Raw genomic sequence first — 16,580 nt, forward strand, 5'->3', positions numbered from 1 at the left:
TGGTGACCCGGCACAAGATGTGCCGGGTCGGTGATGAGGAAGTCTGGGATCCGAGACAGGGGTGCGCCGGGGCGCGTTGACCGGCGGTCCCCGGGGCGATGGACTGGCGAGGTGCCGCCCGTCCCGTCGCCCTCCTCACCAGCCGCCGCGGTGCACCACCTCGTCGACGCCGCGCCGGCCTCGTCCGGCCGAGCCGCGCAGCCCGGGGTCGTCGGTCCGGTGGCCCACGGTGATCGCGCCGATCGGGGTGTACGCAGCGGGCACCCCGAACTCCGCCCGGAAGGCAGCGGTCCGCGCCGGCGGGATGCCGAAGAAGCATGCCCCCAAGCCCTCGTCGACCGCGGTCTGGAGGATCAGCAGCGCGGCCATGCCGGTGTCGATGTGCCAGTACGGAACCGGCCAGCGGGCCTCGTCCCGGTCGGTCCAGCCCTTGTCGGGTTCGGCGTACCGGTCGAGGTAGGCGTCGCGGTGAGACAGCGGCACGATCACCACCGGCGCGGTCCGCATGCCGCGCAGCCAGGATCCGTCCGGGTCGGCGTCTTCCGGCATGGACGACGTCCAGAACCGGCCGACGTCCTCCGGGGTGTCCAGCCGCAGGAACGCCCAGCCCTGGCTGAAACCGGCCGACGGTGCCCGGACCGCGTGCTCGAGCATCCGATCCACCACCTCCTCCGCGACCGGGGCGTCGGCGTAGGTGCGGACCATGCGGCGGCGGCGTACGACCTCGGCGAACTCCATGGAGCACAGCATGACCTTTGAGCGGATGTGGCAGGACCTCCACCCGGTGGGGAGGTCGGCGACCAGCGGTGGCTACTTCCGGCAGCCCTTCGGGAGCGCCGAGCGCGAGTGCCACGCGTGGTTCCTCGAGGAGTGCGCGCGCCGCGACCTCACGGTCCGCCACGACGGCAACGGCAACACGGTCGCCTGGTGGGGCGACCCGGACGGCGACGGCGTGCTCACCGGGTCGCACCTCGACTCGGTCCTCGACGGCGGCGCGTACGACGGCCCGCTCGGCGTGGTCTCCGCCCTCGCCGCCGTGGACCTGCTGCGCGAGCGGGGCTTCCTGCCGCGCCGCGCGATCGGGGTCGGCGCGTTCGCCGAGGAGGAGGGCTCGCGGTTCGGGCTGGCCTGCCTGGGCTCGCGCCTGGCCACCGGCGCCACCACCCCGGCGGCGGCCCGAGAGCTGCGGGACCGGGACGGCGTACCTCTCCTCGACGCGATGGCCGCAGCCGGCCTCGAGCCCGAGCTCGGCCGGTCGACGCTCCTCGACGACGTCGCCGTCTTCGTCGAGCTGCACGTCGAGCAGGGCCGCGACCTCGTCGACCGTGGGCACGCGATCGGGGTGGCCAGCGAGATCTGGCCGCACGGCCGCTACCGGTTCGACTTCGCCGGCGAGGCCAACCACGCCGGCACCACGCGCATGGAGGACCGGCACGACCCGATGCTGACCTACGCGATGACCGCGCTGGCGGCCGCCAAGCAGGCGCGGCTGGCCGGGCAGCGGGCCACGTTCGGCCGGATCGACGTCGCCCCCAACGGCACCAACGCGGTGCCGTCCCGGGTCACCGGCTGGCTCGACGCCCGCTGCGCCACCGACGCCGACCTGGCCGCACTGCTCGGCGAGATCGAGCGTCAGGCGCAGGGCCGGGCCGAGCGGGACGGCACCCACCTCGTCGTCACCGCCGAGTCGGTCTCGGGCGCGGTGGTCTTCGACCCCGACCTGGCCGCCCGGATCGCCCGCGACCACGAGACGGGGGACTGGCCGGTCATCCCGACCATGGCCGGCCACGACGCCGGCATCCTCTCCGCGGCCGGCGTCCCGACCGCGATGATCTTCGTCCGCAACCCCACTGGCGTCTCCCACTCGCCCGACGAGTTCGCGCCGATGGCCGACTGCCTGGCCGGCGTCGACGCGCTCGCCGACACCCTCGAGAGGCTGGCCGGATGAGCACCTACCTGCTCGAGCGGGCCCTGGTCGGCGGCACCGTCCACGACGACGTGCTGGTCACCGTCGAGGACGGCCGGTTCACCCGCGTCGAGTCCGCGGTGGGCCCGGCCGGGCCGTCGGACGGGGGCCCGTCCGACGACGCGGCCGCTTCCGGGAGCGGCGGCGGGAGGACGTTGGAGGCCGTCGAACGCGTGCCGGGGCTGACGATCCCGGGCATCGCGAACTGCCACAGCCACGCCTTCCACCGCGCCCTGCGCGGCCGCACCCAGGCCGAGCGCGGCACGTTCTGGACCTGGCGGGAGCAGATGTACGCCGTCGCCGAGCGGCTCGACCCGGACTCCTACTTCGACCTCGCCCGCGCGACGTACCGCGAGATGCTGGCGGCCGGGATCACCGCCGTGGGCGAGTTCCACTACCTTCACCACCAGCCCGACGGCACGCCGTACGCCGATCCGAACGCGATGGGGACCGCGCTGGTCGCGGCGGCCCGGGAGGCGGGGATCCGGATCGCCCTGCTCGACACCTGCTACCTCGCCGCCGGGGTCGGGCGCGCGCCCGAGGGCGTGCAGCGGCGCTACTCCGACGGCGACGTCGACGCCTGGGCGAAGCGGGTCTCGGCACTGGAGGAGGTCGACGGCGTGGTGGTCGGCGCGGCGATCCACTCGGTGCGGGCGGTCCCGCGGGACGCGCTGCCGACCGTCGCGACGGCGCGCCCGGAAGCCCCGCTGCACGTGCACCTCTCCGAGCAGGTCGCGGAGAACGCCGAGTGCGTCGACGCCTACGGCCTCACCCCGACCCAGCTGCTCGCCGACGCCGGCGCCCTGGGCGCGCGGACCAGCGCGGTCCACGCCACCCACCTCAGCGACACCGACATCCGGCTGCTCGGCGGCAGCGCGACGTACTCCTGCTTCTGCCCGACCACCGAGCGCGACCTCGGCGACGGCATCGGCCCCAGCCGCCGGCTGCACGAGGCCGGCTCGCCGCTCACGATCGGCAGCGACAGCCACGCGGTCGTCGACCCGTTCGAGGAGATGCGTGCGGTCGAGCTCGACGAGCGGCTGGCCACGCAGTCCCGCGGGCACTGGTCCGCCGAGGAGCTGCTGTTCGCCGCCACGGGCGCAGGCCAGGCGTCGCTCGGGTTCCCCGACGCCGGCCGGATCGAGGTCGGCGCCCGAGCGGACCTGGTGGTCCTCGACACCGCCACCGCGCGCACGGCGGGGACCGGCGCCGGCACCGGGACCGCGGTGTTCGCCGCGGTCGCCGAGGACGTACGTGGCGTCATGGTCGACGGCCGCTGGCACGACGCCCGCGCGGTCCGCGACGAGGTGGGTGGCGAGCTGGCCACCGCGATCGACAGGATGCACCAATGAGCACCACCGTCCTCACCAACATCGGCGAGCTGGTCACCTGGGACCCCGGGCAACCGGTCCTCACCGGCGCTGCCCTCGTCGTCGACGGCGGCACCGTCGCCTGGACCGGGCCCGCGGCCGACGCGCCCGCGGCCGACGCGGCGTACGACGTCGGCGGGCGGGCCGTGATCCCCGGCTTCGTCGACAGCCACAGCCACCTGGTCTTCGGCGGAGACCGGGCCGAGGAGTTCGCGGCCCGGATGGCCGGCCAGTCCTACAGCGCCGGCGGCATCCGCACGACGGTCCGCGCCACCCGCGCCGCCTCCGACGAGCAGCTCACCGCCCACGTCGCCCGGCTGGTCGACGAGATGCGCCGGCAGGGCACCACCACGGTCGAGATCAAGAGCGGCTACGGCCTGTCGGTGGCCGACGAGGCGCGCTCGCTCGCCGTGGCCCGACAGTTCACCGAGGAGACCACCTTCCTCGGCGCGCACGTCGTGCCCGAGGGCAGCGAGCCCGAGGAGTACGTCGCGCTGGTCACCGGCCCGATGCTGGCCGCGGCCGCGCCACACGCCCGGTGGATCGACGTGTTCTGCGAGCGCGGCGCCTTCGACGGCGACCAGGCCCGCACCATCCTCGCCGCCGGCGCCGCCGCCGGCCTGCGCGGACGGCTGCACGCCAACCAGCTGGGCCCGGGACCCGGCGTACGCCTGGCCTGCGAGCTCGGGCTGACCGCCGTCGACCACTGCACCTACCTCGACGACGCCGACGTCGACGCGCTCGCCTCGTCCGGGACCGTCGCCACCCTGCTCCCCGGGGTCGAGTTCTCGACCCGCCAGCCCTGGCCCGATGCACGCCGGCTGCTCGACGCCGGCGTCCGGGTGGCGCTGGCCTCCGACTGCAACCCCGGGTCGTGCTACACCAGCTCTCTCCCGTTCTGCATCGCAATGGCGGTCCGGGACATGGGGATGACGCCGACCGAGGCGCTGCGTGCGGCCACCGAGACCGGGGCGGCCGCGCTGGACCGGGACGACGTCGGTCGCCTGACGCCCGGGGCGCGAGCCGATCTCGCGGTGCTGGACGCGCCCAGTCACCTGCACCTCGCCTACCGGCCGGGGGTGCCGCTGGTCACCGAGACCTGGCTGGCCGGGCGCCGTACCTGACCCGTCTGAGGTGGTCTGAGCCGTTCTCCCGCGTCTGAGGGGGCCACCTCAGGCAGAGATAAGGCGCTCGCCCGATGTCCGTGCCTACCTCAGGGGCGCACTCTCGGTACAACGACGAGAGATGAGGAAGACCATGGACATCACCTACGAGATCGCCCGGGCCGAGTTCGACTACCGGGCCTCCCGTGCCCGCGACGAGCGCCGCCCGAAGCTGGCGGCCAGGCCCCACCTCCGGATCCCGCGCGTACGCCGCCCGCTGCACCAGGAGCAGGTCGCCTGACGTGACCGCGCAGGTCTCCGGACCCGGTACGACGCACCGTGTGACGCACGACGTACGCACCGGACCGGAATCGGCGAGCGGACTGTCGGTGCAACCCGGCAAGATGGGTGACGTGGCCCCCGCAGGAACTCGACTGACGCTGGTCGGACGGGACGCCGAGCTGTCCGAGCTGAGCTCGCTGCTCGGTGTCCGTCCGCCGCGGCTCGAGGCACGCCTCGTGCCGAACGCCGTGCTCCTGGCCGGCGACGCCGGCGTCGGCAAGACCCGCCTGCTCACCGAGCTCCGCGACCTGGCCGTGGCAGACGGCTGGCAGGTCGTCGCGGGGCACTGCCTCGACTTCGGCGACAGCGCCCTTCCCTACCTCCCGTTCTCCGAGGTCATCGGCCGGCTGGCCACGGACCTCCCCGACGTCGTCGAGACCGTCTCCGGCGTCCACCCCGCGCTCGGCCGGCTCCAGCCCGGCCGCCGCATGCTCTCCGGCGACACCCAGGACGCCGGCTCGGTCGACCGGGGCGACCTGTTCGAGGCGATGCACGCGCTGCTCGGCGCGGCCGCCGCCAAGGCCCCGCTGCTGCTGGTCATCGAGGACGCGCACTGGGCCGACCAGTCCACGCGCGACATGGTCAGCTTCCTCTTCTCCCGTCCCTTCGCCGATCCGGTCGGCATCGTCGTCAGCTACCGCGCGGAGGACCTCCACCGCCGTCACCCCCTGCGCAGCCAGGTCGCCGAGTGGTCGCGCGTGCGTGGTGTCGAGCGGCTCCAGCTCAACCCGCTCGGCGACAGCGACGTCCGTGCGCTGGTCCGCGAGCTGCACCCCGACCCGATCACCGAGGCCGACCTGGCCGACATCGTCGACCGGGCCGAGGGCAACGCGTTCTTCGTCGAGGAGCTGGTGGGTGCCTCGTGGGGTGGCCGGGTCCCCGAGGACCTCGCCGAGGTGCTGCTGGTCCGGCTCGACCGGCTCGACGACACCGCCCGCCGCGTGGTCCGCGCGATGTCGGTGGCCGGCCGGCGGGTGTCCCACGGCTTGCTAGCCGAGGCCAGCGGGGTGGCCGCCGACCAGCTCGACCAGGCGATGCGCGCTGCGGTCGAGTCGCACGTCGTGGTGACCTCCCACGACGACCGCTACTCCTTCCGGCACGCGCTGCTCGCCGAGGCGATCTACGACGACCTCCTGCCGGGCGAGCGGGTGCGCCTGCACGCGGCGTACGCCGAGGCGCTGCGCGACGGCCGTGGCCGGGGCACGGCCGCGGAGCTGGCCCGCCACGCGCTTGCCGCCCGCGACCTCCGCACCGCCCTCGAGGCCAGCGTCCGCGCCGGCGACGAGGCGATGGCCGTCGGCGGTCCCGACGAGGCCGCGCAGCACTTCCAGCAGGCGCTCGAGCTCGTGGTCGACCCGTCGCTCGCCGACGAGGTCGACGTCTCCTCGCTGGTGCTCAAGACCGCCGACGCGCTGGTGGCCACCGGCATGCCGCACCGGGCCACCCAGCTGGTCGAGAAGCACATCGCCGTCGTCGACGAGGACGAGGACCCGGTCACCCGGTCCCGGCTGCACGCCTACGTCGCGCACACCGCCTCGCTCTACGACAACGACTTCGACTGGCGCACCCACCTCACCCGTGCGCAGGAGCTGACCCCCGAGGAGCCGACCGCCGACCGGGCCCGGCTGCTCGCGATCCACGCCCGGGTGCTGTGGATGCAGGGCCAGCCCGAGGCCAAGGAGATCGCGATGGAGGCGCTCGCCCTGGCCGAGACGCACGCGCTGCCGCGGGTGGCCAGCGACGCCACCACGACCCTGGTCGGCCTCGACCGCAAGGTGCCGATGGAGCAGCTGGCCGCCGCGCTCGGCGACGCCGCCCAGCGGGCCCGCGCGACCGGTGCGGTCAACTCCGAGCTGCGGGCGCTCTACCTCCTCGGCCGCGGCTACCAGGACCGCGGCCACCTCGCCGAGGCCGCCGAGACCTTCGTGCGGGCCTACGAGCGGGCCGTCGAGACCGGCATCCCCTGGGCGCCGTGGGCCTTCGACGCCCGGTTCCAGCAGGCCCAGATCGCGCACATGGACGGCCGCTGGGACGACGTGCTCGCGCTCACCAACGTCGACGGCCAGTCGCCGCCGCCGCTGGCCGAGGCGCTGCTCGCCGCGCTGCGCAGCGCGGTGCTGGTCGGGCGCGGCGAGGACCAGGCGACGCTGTTCAAGCGGCTGCGCCGGTTCTGGCCCAAGGACGGCCTGACCGCGATCTTCGCCGCCCCGGTCGAGATCGCCGCGCACGGCCGCGCCGGCAACCCGACCGTCGCCCTCGGCGTGCTCGACGACATGGTCCGCACCCTGACCACCAACAACTGGCCCGAGCTCTTCCAGGCCCGGCTGCGGGTGTCCGCGGTCGGCATCGGCGCGCTCGTGGACTCCGTGGCCGGCATGAGCACCGAGGAGCGCGAGCGGTTCCACGCCGACGCCGACCGGCTGCACGCGGACGGTCAGCGCGTGGTCGACAAGCAGGTCGAGAAGGGCGTCTTCTGGGGACCCGAGGGCAAGGGCTGGGGCCGCCGGCTCGAGGCCGAGCACCTGCACTGGCGCTGGGTGACCGGCCAGGACTCCCCGAGCTGCGAGGAGCTGGTGACCGCGTGGCGCGAGACCATCGCACTGTTCGAGGAGCTCGGGCACGTGCCGGAGATCGCGCGCTGCCGGCTCCGGCTGGCCTCGGTGCTCCGGTCCTCCGGCGACACCGCCGCGGCCCGTGAGCTCACCGACCTCGCCCGTGATGCGGCGCACCGGCTCGGCTCCCAGCCGCTCCTCGACGACCTCAAGGCGCTCGGCTCGTCGCCGACGCGAGCCGAGTCCGGCGGCACCGACACCCTCACCCCGCGCGAGACCGAGATCCTCACCCTGGTCGCTGCCGGTCGCTCCAACGGCGAGATCGGCAAGCAGCTGTTCATCAGCGCCAAGACGGTCTCGGTGCACGTCTCCAACATCCTTGCCAAGCTGGGCGCCTCCGGGCGCACCGAGGCGGCCGCCATCGCCCGTCGCCGCGGCCTGCTCCCCGACTGACCCGCCCCGCCGAGGTGCCCCGAATTGCGCCTCGAGGTGCCCGGTCTTGCGCGCCGCGCGGCCAGGTCTTGCGGGCGATTCGTCCGAAATACAGGTCATGGAGGTCGATCCGGATGCCTTCTGCACGGCTCGCCGTGCGCCGCGTGCAAGCGACTCCTCGGTGGTTTCGAGACGCTCGCTGGCGCTCGCTCCTCAACAGCGGGGGCTGCGCGGCCCGACGGCTGGCGGCCCTCCTCAACCACCGGCGGCCGGGCCCCTCGTCGATCCGGCTCAGGCTGCGTGCGCGACACTCTCCGGGTGACCGCCGAGCCCCTCTCCGACGACCGTGCCTTCCGGTGCTCCGTCGGGGCGCTCGACGAGCCGATGGCCGGCAGCGCTGCGGTCGCGGCGGCGTACCTCCTGGTCGAGCACCCCGGCCCCTGGGGCCGCAAGGCGCTGGCCGAGAGCCGGTTCGCCGAGCACGTCCGGCGCGGGCTTGGTGAGGCGTCCGACGCCGCCGGCGTCCGGGTGCAGCTGATCCGGCGCCCCGGACGAACCGATCCGTCGGAGTCGTTCCGGGTGTTCGCGTCGTACGCCGATCCGGCCGGGCCGTGGACCGCCACCGCGCTCCTCCACGACCCCGAGCGGCTGCTCGACCTCGACCTCGCGGCGCTGGCGCTCGGCCAGGTGCCGACCGGCTTCACGCCGTACGACGGGCCTCTCCACCTGGTCTGCACGAACGGACGGCGCGACCTCTGCTGCGCCGAGCAGGGCCGGCCGATCGTCACTGCGCTCGCCGAGGCCTACGCCCACGCGACCTGGGAGACCACTCATGTCGGCGGCCACCGGTTCGCCGGCGCGATGGTGCTGCTCCCGCACGGTCTGTCCTACGGCCGGCTCGAGCCGGGTTCGGCGCTCGACGTGGTCGCTCGTTCGAACGACGGCGACCTGGTGCCCTCGCTGCTGCGCGGCCGCTCGGCTTACCCGGGAGCTGTCCAGGCCGCCGAGCTCGCCGCCCTCGATCGTCTCGGCACCACCCGGATCGACGCGCTCACCCTGGTCTCCGCGATCGATCAACCCGTCCCGGACGCCGATGCCCGTCGCGTCGTCGACGTCACCTTCGCCCACGCTGCCGGCGAGACAACCGTCCGGGTCGCGGAGGTCCCCACCCCGGCCGCCCGACAGTCCTGCGCCGACCTCACCACCAAGCCGGGGATCCGCTACCAGGTGCTCTGACTCCGGTCGACCGGCCCGCTGGTGCGCCCTTGTTCGAGACGCTCGCTGGCGCTCCCCTCTCAACCCCAGAGCGAGCCGGGTTCGGGTGGCCGTGGTTTCGAGACGCTCGCTGACGTTCGCTCCTCGACCACCGGGCAGGGGACTCCCCGTTCGACCTGCGGGCGCCGCAAGAGCTGGCCGCTCGGGCCGCGAGAGCTGGCCGCTCGGCGGAATCGGACACCCTGTTACACATCCGGTTACGTGACTACCATCGAGGCATGGCACTGACGGACGAGCAGGTCGCCCGACTGACCGACGAGCGGTTCGCACACACCAGGCCGGACCTGGCCGGCGTGCCCGACGTACCCCGCGAGCAGCTGCCGCCCGGGCTGCGCTGGCCAGCGTTCTTCCAGACCGCGGGGCTGCTCCGGTTCCGGCACCGGTTCGTGCCCTACCTGCACCGCCGGTTCGGGGACGTCTTCACGGTGCGGATGATCCCCGGCGGGCGACCGTTGGTGCTCTTCACCAGGCCCGAACACACCAGGGAGATCTTCGCCGGCGACCCGGAGGTCTTCCACGCCGGCAAGGGCAACGCGATCCTCGGGCCGATCATGGGCGAGCACTCGCTGCTGCTGCAGGACTCTGCCGAGCACAAGCGCGCCCGCAAGCTGCTGATGCCGGCGTTCAACGGCGCGGCCCTGCGCAGCTACCAGTCCCTGGTCACCGAGCTGGCCGGGGCGGAGGTCGCCACCTGGCGGGACGGCACCACGTTCCGGTCGCTGGACCGCATGAACGCGCTCACGCTCGAGGTGATCCTGCGCGTGGTCTTCGGCGTGACGGACGAACGCCGGCTCGCCGAGCTGCGGCCGCGGGTCAACCGGACCGTCAACATCAGCCCGGCGATCCTGCTCGGCTGGGGCTGGCCGCGGCTGCAGCGGATCAGGCCCTGGAAGGGCCAGGTCGACAACCAGCGCGAGCTCGACCGCCTCATGTACGCCGAGATCGCCGAGCGCCGCGAGGCTCCCGACCTCGCCGAGCGCACCGACGTCCTCTCCCAGCTGATCCGGATGCAGGAGGACGGGGACGCCTTGAGCGATGCCGAGCTGCGCGACCAGCTGGTCACGCTGCTGCTCGCCGGCCACGAGACCACCGCGACCGCGCTGGCCCTGGGCGCTGTTCGAGATCGGCCGTGACCCGCAGCAGCTCGACCGGGCCCGGACCGCCGCGCTCGAGGGAGACGACGACTGGCTGGAGGCCGTGCTCAAGGAGTCCATGCGGCTGCACCCGGTGATCCCGATGGTGGTCCGCACCCTGATGCGCCCGGCCACGATCGCGGGGATCGACCTGCCGGCCGGGGTCACCATCGGGCCGTCGATCATCATCACCCACCACCGTGACGACCTGCATCCCGATCCCGAGGCGTTCCGCCCCGAACGGTTCCTCGAGGAGCACGGCAACCGGGTCGGCCCGGCCGCCAACACGTGGATCCCGTTCGGCGGAGGGGTGCGTCGCTGCATCGGCGCCGGGTTCTCGCTCATGGAGGGAGTCGCGGTGCTGCGCGAGGTGGTGGCGTCGTACGACGTCGAGGCGGTGGGCGACGACGAGCCCAAGGTCCGCAACATCACGAGCGTGCCGCGACGCGGCGCCCGGATCCGGGTCACCACCCGCTGACGAGACCGCCCCAACCCGGGTGGACCGACCCCGGCGCCGGACCACCCGAAATGGGCATGCGCCGTCACGACCGGCGCGGGATGATCCTGCCTTGTGACCTGGACCGACCGGCTGCGCGCGCTGCGCATGGACACCACCCCGCTGCGTGAGTCCCGTGACTTCCGGCTGCTGTTCCTGGCCGGGACCGTCTTCTACTTCGGGCAGATGGTCACCTACGTCGCGATCCCGTTCCAGATCTACACGCTGACCGGTTCGAACTTCATGGTCGGTGCGGTCGCGCTCGTCGAGCTGCTGCCGCTGGTCGTGTTCGGCCTGTACGGCGGCGCGCTGGCCGACCACGTCGACCGCCGCAGGCTGCTGATCGCGTGCGGGTTCGCCCAGGTGGCGCTGAGCGCAGTGCTGGCGGCGAACGCGTTCGCCGGTGATCCGCGGGTGTGGGTGATCTTTGTGATTGCCGGGTTCCTCGCCGCCGCCCAGTCCCTGCAGCGGCCGTCGCGGGAGGCGCTCGAGCCGCGCACCGTCCGCCACGACCAGATCACCGCCGCGAACGCCCTGACCAGCTTCGGCATGCAGGCCGGGCTGCTGGTCGGACCGGCTATCGGCGGCCTGCTGATCGCCTACGTCGGGATCGGCTGGTGCTACCTCGTCGACGTCGCCGGGCTGCTGACCGCGACCGCCCTGTTCTGGCTGATGCGTCCCTACCCGCACGAGGGCGAGACCACGCCGCCCAGCCTGCGCGGCATCGGCGAGGGCCTGCAGTACGCCCTCAACCGCCGCGACCTGCTCGGCACCTACCTGGTCGACCTGGCCGCGATGCTGCTCGCGATCCCGGTCGTGCTGTTCCCCGCGCTGGCCGACGAGGTCTTCGCCCGTCCCGAGCTGCTCGGCCTGCTCTACACGGCCGAGACCGTCGGCGCCATGCTCGCGACGGCGCTGAGCGGGTGGACCTCCCGCGTGCACCACCACGGGCGGGCGATCGTGATCGCCGCCGCGATGTACGGCGCGTTCATCGCCCTCGCCGGCCTCGCCCCGTCGATCTGGGTGGCGCTCGCCTTCTTCACGCTCGCCGGAGCCGCCGACATGGTCTCGGCGGTGTTCCGGTCGACGGTCTGGAACCAGACCATCCCGGACCACATGCGCGGCCGGCTGGCCGGCATCGAGATGTTGTCGTACTCCCTCGGCCCGCTCGGCGGCCAGGTCCGCGCCGGCTTCGTCGCCGATGCGTGGAGCGTGCGGGGCGCGATCGTCAGCGGTGGCTTCGCCTGCGTGGGCGGGGTGGTGCTCACCGCGGCCCTGCTCGGCGACTTCTGGTCCTACGACAGCCAGACCGACGAGCACGCGATCGCCGAGCGCGCGGCCCGCGCGGAACGGGCCACGGGTGGCGCCGAGCCCGCCGACGGCTGAGCCGCGGCCTGGCTGGTCACGCCGCCGAGGCCTCGGGATCGAACGTGGCGGCCACCCCCTCGAACACCTCGCACCAGGCGCCGTACTCCGAGCGCTCGATCGTGCCCGAGACCGACCAGGCGCGGCCCTCGCACAGCCACACCCAGACCTCGCTGACCAGCTCGCGGCCACCGTCGCGGTGCGCGAGCCGGAGGTAGTCGACGTCGAAACCGTCGAGGTCGAAGGAGTCCTCGTCCTCGACGTCGAACCCCGCCAGGGAGGACGCGAGCTCCGCCCGGAACCGTTCCAGCCAGCCGGTGCGGCTCCAGCCGGGCTCCAGGTCGGCCACCGACACCGCCATCGACGGGCACGCCTCGCCGACGGGCCGCCGGGGTGCGGCCAGCAGCAGCACCCCGGGTGCCGGATCGGCGACCCGCTCCCACCCGGCCGGGACCGCGATGCGCACCGTGCGCCGGGGGTCCTCAGTGCGCATCAGCCACCTCCAGGGCCTTGCGCCCGGCCTTGGTGCCCACCCACGCGCCGACCTTGCCGCACACCGGCGCGGACCTGCGGGTCGCGCTGATCCGGGCACAGAGCGCGATGGCACCGACCGCGCCGACCGCCGTGGTGGCACCGACCAGGCTGCCCCGGCCGACCCGCTCGAGCAGGCTGAGGTCGTCGCGCTCGAGGTCGTCCTCGATCTGCCCGGTGGTCGCCGTGATCGCCGGTCGCAGCACGTCGGTGTAGCCCACGAAGGGTCTCCGGAGCGCTGGCGGCAGCAACGGGAGCGCGACCGGGAGCTCGAAGTCGAGAGCCCGGTCAGCACCGGTCAGGTCGGGCCACGTGCGCACGTTGTCGCGCACCATCGCCGGCACCGGGTGGTCGAGGCGCGAGACCTCCAGCGGCGGGAACGCGTCGTCGAGGACCGCCAACCAGTCGGCCTGGGCCTGTGCTTCGCGGTCCCTCGCCCGCGCCACGATCGCGGTCGCCCGCGCGAGCGCCTCGCCCTGCTCCGGACGCACGTCCGCGGCGTGCGGCAGCGCGTCACCGGCAACCGGGACTCCGCCGGCACGAGCCGTCCGCCGGGCCTCATCCATCATCGCCTGCACCCCGTCGAGCCGGGAGGCGAGGACGCGGAGCGCCGGACCCACCAGGCGGAGCCGGGCGACCTGGTCGTCGGCCAGCACCAGGGCGGACCTGACCTGCGCCCGGAACGACTCCCCGGCCGCACCGCGCCACGAGCCGCCCGACGTGGTCCGCACCGACGCGAGGTGCTCGGCGACGGCCGCGGTGCGGGCCTCGAGCCGGCGCAGCTCGCGGGCCGCCGTCCGGCATCCCGGGGACGACCCGTCGACCACGAGGCTGGTCATCCGAACCACCCCGGCGTCCACGCGAAGGAGCGCTCGACGACGCCGTCGGAGTCGGCGTACGTCGTGAGGCTGGCGTCGACGGCATCGGCCAGGTCGCCGAGCCGGCCGGACAGTCCGAGGGCCTGCCCGGAGAGACCGCGCACCGCGTCGGCGGTGGCGGCCGTGGAGGCCCCGGTGTCCGGGGACGGCAGCGTGGTGGCGGCCGCCAGGTCTGCCTGTCGCTCGCGCAACCCGGCCGGCAGCGGTCCGATCACCTCGGGGTCGAACTCGAGATCGCTCATGACCGGGACGCTAGGCACGGAGGTGCCGGTCATGCAGCGGCCGGCGCGGAGCCTGTGGACACGAGCGGGGACGACTCGCAGCCAGCCGCTTCGGCCTGCCTGCAACAATGGCCACCGTCATTCGACGTCGAGCCCGGGGGGAACCTGTGTCGCAGTCCGAGGACCGGCCGGTCCTGACCGGCCTGGTGGCGCTGGTCGGCGTCGCCGTGGTCGTCGGGCTGCTGGCTGGGGTCGGCGCAATCGTCGGCAGCAGGGTGCTCGGGTTGACCGGTGACGGCGGCGGTGGCAACGACGAGGCACAGGGCCAGGCGTCGCTCTACCTCCCCGACCCGGTGAAGACCAAGGACACCGGCGGGCCCGAGATCACGCTCGACGCCACTCCTTCCGAACGGGCGACCGAGGAGAGCCCTTCGGAGGAGCCCTCGATCGAGAAGCCGAAGAACGCGATCACGCTGAGCGCGGGGGCGACCACGGTCGGCGGCGAGAACCTCTACCTCTCCGGGGTGTACCCGGGCGGCGAGGGCGCGATCCTCGACATCGAGTACAAGGTCAACGACCAGCCCTGGCGCGAGTTCAACCTCGACGTCAACGTGTCCGGGCAGCAGTTCGCGACGTACGTCTACACCTCCAACACCGGCACCATCCAGTGGCGGGTCTGGGACAAGTCGACGAACAAGCGCTCCAACGCGGTGACCGTCAAGCACACCGGCTGAGACTTGGTGGAGCGCGATCAGCGCACCCCCGCCACCTCCGGTACGCCGGTCGTCACGCGGTCGCGGTCCAGCCGCCGGGTCCAGTAGCCCACCCACCCGGTGCCGACCAGCCCGACCAGGCCGAGCACGACGCACGCTGCGGGGAGGGCGAGGACCGAGGCCAGCGCGCTGACCGCGAGCGGGCCGGACGTGCCGCCGATGTCGCCGCACAGCCGCCACCCGCCGAGGAACTGCGAGCGGCCCACCACCGGCGCCGTGTCCGCACCGAGCGTCATCACGATGCCGGACCCCAGGCCGTTGCCGGCGGCGATGACCAGCGCCACCGCGACCAGTGCCGGGGCTGCCGTCGCCAGCGGCATCGCCAGCGCACCGAGCGCGACGGTGAGCACCACCGGCACCGCGACCACCGCCCGACCGCGGTGGTCGAGCAGCCATCCCCCGGGCAGGAAGAACGCGATGTCGACCGCGCCCGCCGCCGCGAACAGCAGGGACGTCGCCTCCGCCGACAAGCCGATGTGGTCGGCCCACAGCGGCAGCAGCGTGGTGCGCATCGACCGGGATGCGCCGATCACGACGACGGCGACTCCCAGCGTCAGCAGGGTGTGCCGGTGCGACAGCAGCACCGAGAGCACGCTCGCGTGGCCGGCCGCGGCCTGCTCGTGCCGGGACTCGGCGCCGAGGTCGGGCATCGCCAGCGCGACCAGCGCGGCCGCGGCGGACATGGCGGCTCCGAGCACGAACACCGCGGTGAGCCCCTGCCAGGCGATCAGGCCGGCGCCGATCAGCGGTCCGACCAGGAGTCCGAGGCGGGCGCTCGCGCCCAGGGCGGAGAGTGCCCGGGCGCGGTGCCCGGCCGGGACCGCCTCGATGATGAACCCCTGCCGGGCCAGCAGGAACCCGGTCCAGGTGGCGCCACTGACCAGCACCGCGCCGGCCAGCACCGGGACCGAGTCGGTCAGGGCGGCCACGGCCATGGCCAGCACGTCGACCGCGCCGCAGACCAGGAGCATCCGGCGCTCGCCGATCCTCGCGACCAGGGCGCCGGCCGGCAGGCTGGTCAGGAGCTGGCCGACCCCCATGAGGCCGACCACGAGCGCGGCGAGCTGGACGTCGGCGCCGAGCTCGCGGGCCCGGAGCGCGAGGACCGGGATGATCGCGCCGTACCCGACAGAGCTGACGACGGTCGGGCCGTACGCCGCGAACGCGATGTCACGCAGCCGAGAGCTGCCGGTCTCCCCGAGCGTCCGCACCCGACCCATTCTCGTCCACGGGTGCCTGGACCGGAGCGGCGGCCCGGCGGCGCCGCAGCGTCGCGGCGACCACAGGCTGGCCGGCGAGCACGCCACCGAGGACCAGCACCATGCCCAACGCCTGCGCCCAGCCGAACAGCTCACCGGCGAACGCGACCCCCAGCGCGGTGCCCACGACCGGGTTGACCAGGCCGATCAGCGAGACCGCTCCGGCGGGCATGCGGACGAGGCCCTTGAACCAGCAGTAGTAGGCGATGCCGGTGCCGACGACGGCCAGCCACACGAAGCCGGCCGCGGCGGGCAGGTCGGTCACGGGCGGCGGTCCCTCGACGAGAAGGCCGACCGGCAGCAGCACCAGGCCCCCGACCACCAGCTGCCAGGAGATCAGGGTGAGCATGTCGACCGGGGCCGGCCACCGCTTGATCAGCACGAAGCCGAGCGCGGAGACCACCACGGAGCCGAACGCGCCGACCAGACCCAGGGTGTCGACGGCGCCGGGTGAGCGGAGCACCAGGAGCGCGACGCCGACCAGGCCGACCAGCGCGGCACCGATCCGGATCGCGCCCGGGCGCTCGCCGATGATCGGCAGCGCCAGCGCCATCACGGCCAGCGGGGACGCGGCCTGCACGGTCGCGGCCAGGCCTCCGGGCAGGTGGTAGGCCGCGAGGAAGATCAGCGGGAAGAACAACCCGATGTTGCAGACGCCCAGCAGCAGCGCGCGCCACCACCAGACGCCGCGCGGGAGCTGGCGACGCATCGCGAGCAGCACGAGACCGACGGGGAGCGCCCGGACCGTGGCCGCGAACAGCGGACGGTCGGGGGGCAGGAACTGCTCGGTGACGATGTACGTCGTGCCCCAGGCGGCGGGGGCGACCATGGTCAGGAAGACGAAGCGCCAGCGGATAGTTTCCACGGAAGATACTTTACCTTCC

Annotated in this window: 16 protein-coding genes; 10 read left to right on the top strand and 6 right to left on the bottom strand. The window is 73.9% G+C overall.

What is annotated here, in order from left to right; genetic code table 11:
• Positions 1 to 135: 135 nt before the first annotated feature.
• Entirely contained in the window at positions 136 to 738 is a 603-nt protein-coding gene (locus tag EKO23_RS08175; RefSeq protein ID WP_134716074.1) for a nitroreductase family protein, read from the bottom strand.
• A gap of 10 nt (positions 739 to 748) precedes the next feature.
• Between EKO23_RS08175 and EKO23_RS08180 the strand changes: the two genes are divergently transcribed.
• The 9 genes from EKO23_RS08180 (at position 749) to EKO23_RS08210 (ending at position 12,055) form a co-directional block, all read left to right on the top strand.
• On the top strand, positions 749 to 1,948 hold the full coding sequence (locus EKO23_RS08180) for an allantoate amidohydrolase (RefSeq protein ID WP_134716076.1): 1,200 nt from the start codon (positions 749 to 751) through the stop codon (positions 1,946 to 1,948).
• Positions 1,945 to 3,318: a formimidoylglutamate deiminase gene (locus tag EKO23_RS08185; RefSeq protein WP_134716078.1), complete on the top strand. Its 1,374-nt coding sequence runs from the start codon at positions 1,945 to 1,947 to the stop codon at positions 3,316 to 3,318. The genes EKO23_RS08180 and EKO23_RS08185 overlap by 4 nt, the downstream gene beginning before the upstream one ends.
• Entirely contained in the window at positions 3,315 to 4,460 is a 1,146-nt protein-coding gene (hutI, locus tag EKO23_RS08190) for an imidazolonepropionase (protein ID WP_134716080.1), read from the top strand. Before EKO23_RS08185 ends, hutI begins: the two co-directional genes overlap by 4 nt.
• A gap of 133 nt (positions 4,461 to 4,593) precedes the next feature.
• Entirely contained in the window at positions 4,594 to 4,740 is a 147-nt protein-coding gene (locus EKO23_RS25150; protein WP_167880379.1) for a hypothetical protein, read from the top strand.
• A gap of 112 nt (positions 4,741 to 4,852) precedes the next feature.
• Positions 4,853 to 7,786 carry a helix-turn-helix transcriptional regulator gene (locus EKO23_RS26430; RefSeq protein ID WP_167880380.1) on the top strand — a complete coding sequence of 978 codons (2,934 nt, stop codon included), beginning with the start codon at positions 4,853 to 4,855 and terminating at the stop codon, positions 7,784 to 7,786.
• 297 nt (positions 7,787 to 8,083) lie between these two features.
• Complete coding sequence (locus tag EKO23_RS08200) at positions 8,084 to 9,001, top strand: ferredoxin family protein (protein WP_134716084.1); 918 nt, start codon at positions 8,084 to 8,086, stop codon at positions 8,999 to 9,001.
• Between the two features lie 257 nt (positions 9,002 to 9,258).
• The gene (locus tag EKO23_RS08205; protein ID WP_217702533.1) at positions 9,259 to 10,173 is read left to right on the top strand and encodes a cytochrome P450; all 915 of its coding nucleotides are present in this window, start codon (positions 9,259 to 9,261) and stop codon (positions 10,171 to 10,173) included.
• Positions 10,076 to 10,651, top strand: a complete 576-nt coding sequence (locus EKO23_RS26435; RefSeq protein WP_217702534.1) for a cytochrome P450 — start codon at positions 10,076 to 10,078, stop codon at positions 10,649 to 10,651. The genes EKO23_RS08205 and EKO23_RS26435 overlap by 98 nt, the downstream gene beginning before the upstream one ends.
• A gap of 93 nt (positions 10,652 to 10,744) precedes the next feature.
• The gene (locus tag EKO23_RS08210) at positions 10,745 to 12,055 is read left to right on the top strand and encodes an MFS transporter (protein ID WP_246050964.1); all 1,311 of its coding nucleotides are present in this window, start codon (positions 10,745 to 10,747) and stop codon (positions 12,053 to 12,055) included.
• A 16-nt stretch (positions 12,056 to 12,071) separates the two neighbouring features.
• On the opposite strand, the gene EKO23_RS08215 is transcribed toward EKO23_RS08210, so the two are convergent.
• From EKO23_RS08215 to EKO23_RS08225, 3 genes are read right to left on the bottom strand one after another with little or no spacing between them, the layout of a single operon-like run.
• Positions 12,072 to 12,527 carry a hypothetical protein gene (locus EKO23_RS08215; protein WP_134716086.1) on the bottom strand — a complete coding sequence of 152 codons (456 nt, stop codon included), beginning with the start codon at positions 12,525 to 12,527 and terminating at the stop codon, positions 12,072 to 12,074.
• A complete protein-coding gene (locus EKO23_RS08220; protein WP_134716088.1) occupies positions 12,517 to 13,404 on the bottom strand; it encodes a hypothetical protein in 888 nt (295 codons plus the stop codon). Before EKO23_RS08220 ends, EKO23_RS08215 begins: the two co-directional genes overlap by 11 nt.
• Positions 13,401 to 13,685: a hypothetical protein gene (locus EKO23_RS08225; RefSeq protein WP_134716090.1), complete on the bottom strand. Its 285-nt coding sequence runs from the start codon at positions 13,683 to 13,685 to the stop codon at positions 13,401 to 13,403. Before EKO23_RS08225 ends, EKO23_RS08220 begins: the two co-directional genes overlap by 4 nt.
• Before the next feature lie 146 nt (positions 13,686 to 13,831).
• On the opposite strand from EKO23_RS08225, the gene EKO23_RS08230 reads away from it, so the two are divergent.
• Entirely contained in the window at positions 13,832 to 14,398 is a 567-nt protein-coding gene (locus tag EKO23_RS08230) for a hypothetical protein (RefSeq protein WP_134716091.1), read from the top strand.
• Positions 14,399 to 14,415: 17 nt separating this feature from the next.
• Here EKO23_RS08230 and EKO23_RS08235 read toward each other — a convergent pair whose 3' ends face one another.
• Positions 14,416 to 15,648 carry an MFS transporter gene (locus EKO23_RS08235; protein WP_246050965.1) on the bottom strand — a complete coding sequence of 411 codons (1,233 nt, stop codon included), beginning with the start codon at positions 15,646 to 15,648 and terminating at the stop codon, positions 14,416 to 14,418.
• On the bottom strand, positions 15,608 to 16,561 hold the full coding sequence (locus EKO23_RS08240; protein ID WP_134716095.1) for an EamA family transporter: 954 nt from the start codon (positions 16,559 to 16,561) through the stop codon (positions 15,608 to 15,610). The genes EKO23_RS08235 and EKO23_RS08240 overlap by 41 nt, the downstream gene beginning before the upstream one ends.
• Positions 16,562 to 16,580 lie beyond the last annotated feature (19 nt).

The sequence above is a fragment of the Nocardioides guangzhouensis genome (assembly GCF_004519545.1).
In the GTDB taxonomy this organism is placed as follows: Bacteria; Actinomycetota; Actinomycetes; order Propionibacteriales; family Nocardioidaceae; genus Nocardioides; species Nocardioides guangzhouensis.

Coding starts and splice junctions, on each gene's coding strand:
- EKO23_RS08175 (WP_134716074.1), bottom strand. CDS start 738: ATGGAGTTCGCCGAGGTCGTACGCCGCCGCCGCATGGTCCGCACCTAC.
- EKO23_RS08180 (WP_134716076.1), top strand. CDS start 749: ATGACCTTTGAGCGGATGTGGCAGGACCTCCACCCGGTGGGGAGGTCG.
- EKO23_RS08185 (WP_134716078.1), top strand. CDS start 1,945: ATGAGCACCTACCTGCTCGAGCGGGCCCTGGTCGGCGGCACCGTCCAC.
- hutI (WP_134716080.1), top strand. CDS start 3,315: ATGAGCACCACCGTCCTCACCAACATCGGCGAGCTGGTCACCTGGGAC.
- EKO23_RS25150 (WP_167880379.1), top strand. CDS start 4,594: ATGGACATCACCTACGAGATCGCCCGGGCCGAGTTCGACTACCGGGCC.
- EKO23_RS08205 (WP_217702533.1), top strand. CDS start 9,259: ATGGCACTGACGGACGAGCAGGTCGCCCGACTGACCGACGAGCGGTTC.
- EKO23_RS26435 (WP_217702534.1), top strand. CDS start 10,076: ATGCCGAGCTGCGCGACCAGCTGGTCACGCTGCTGCTCGCCGGCCACG.
- EKO23_RS08215 (WP_134716086.1), bottom strand. CDS start 12,527: ATGCGCACTGAGGACCCCCGGCGCACGGTGCGCATCGCGGTCCCGGCC.
- EKO23_RS08220 (WP_134716088.1), bottom strand. CDS start 13,404: ATGACCAGCCTCGTGGTCGACGGGTCGTCCCCGGGATGCCGGACGGCG.
- EKO23_RS08225 (WP_134716090.1), bottom strand. CDS start 13,685: ATGAGCGATCTCGAGTTCGACCCCGAGGTGATCGGACCGCTGCCGGCC.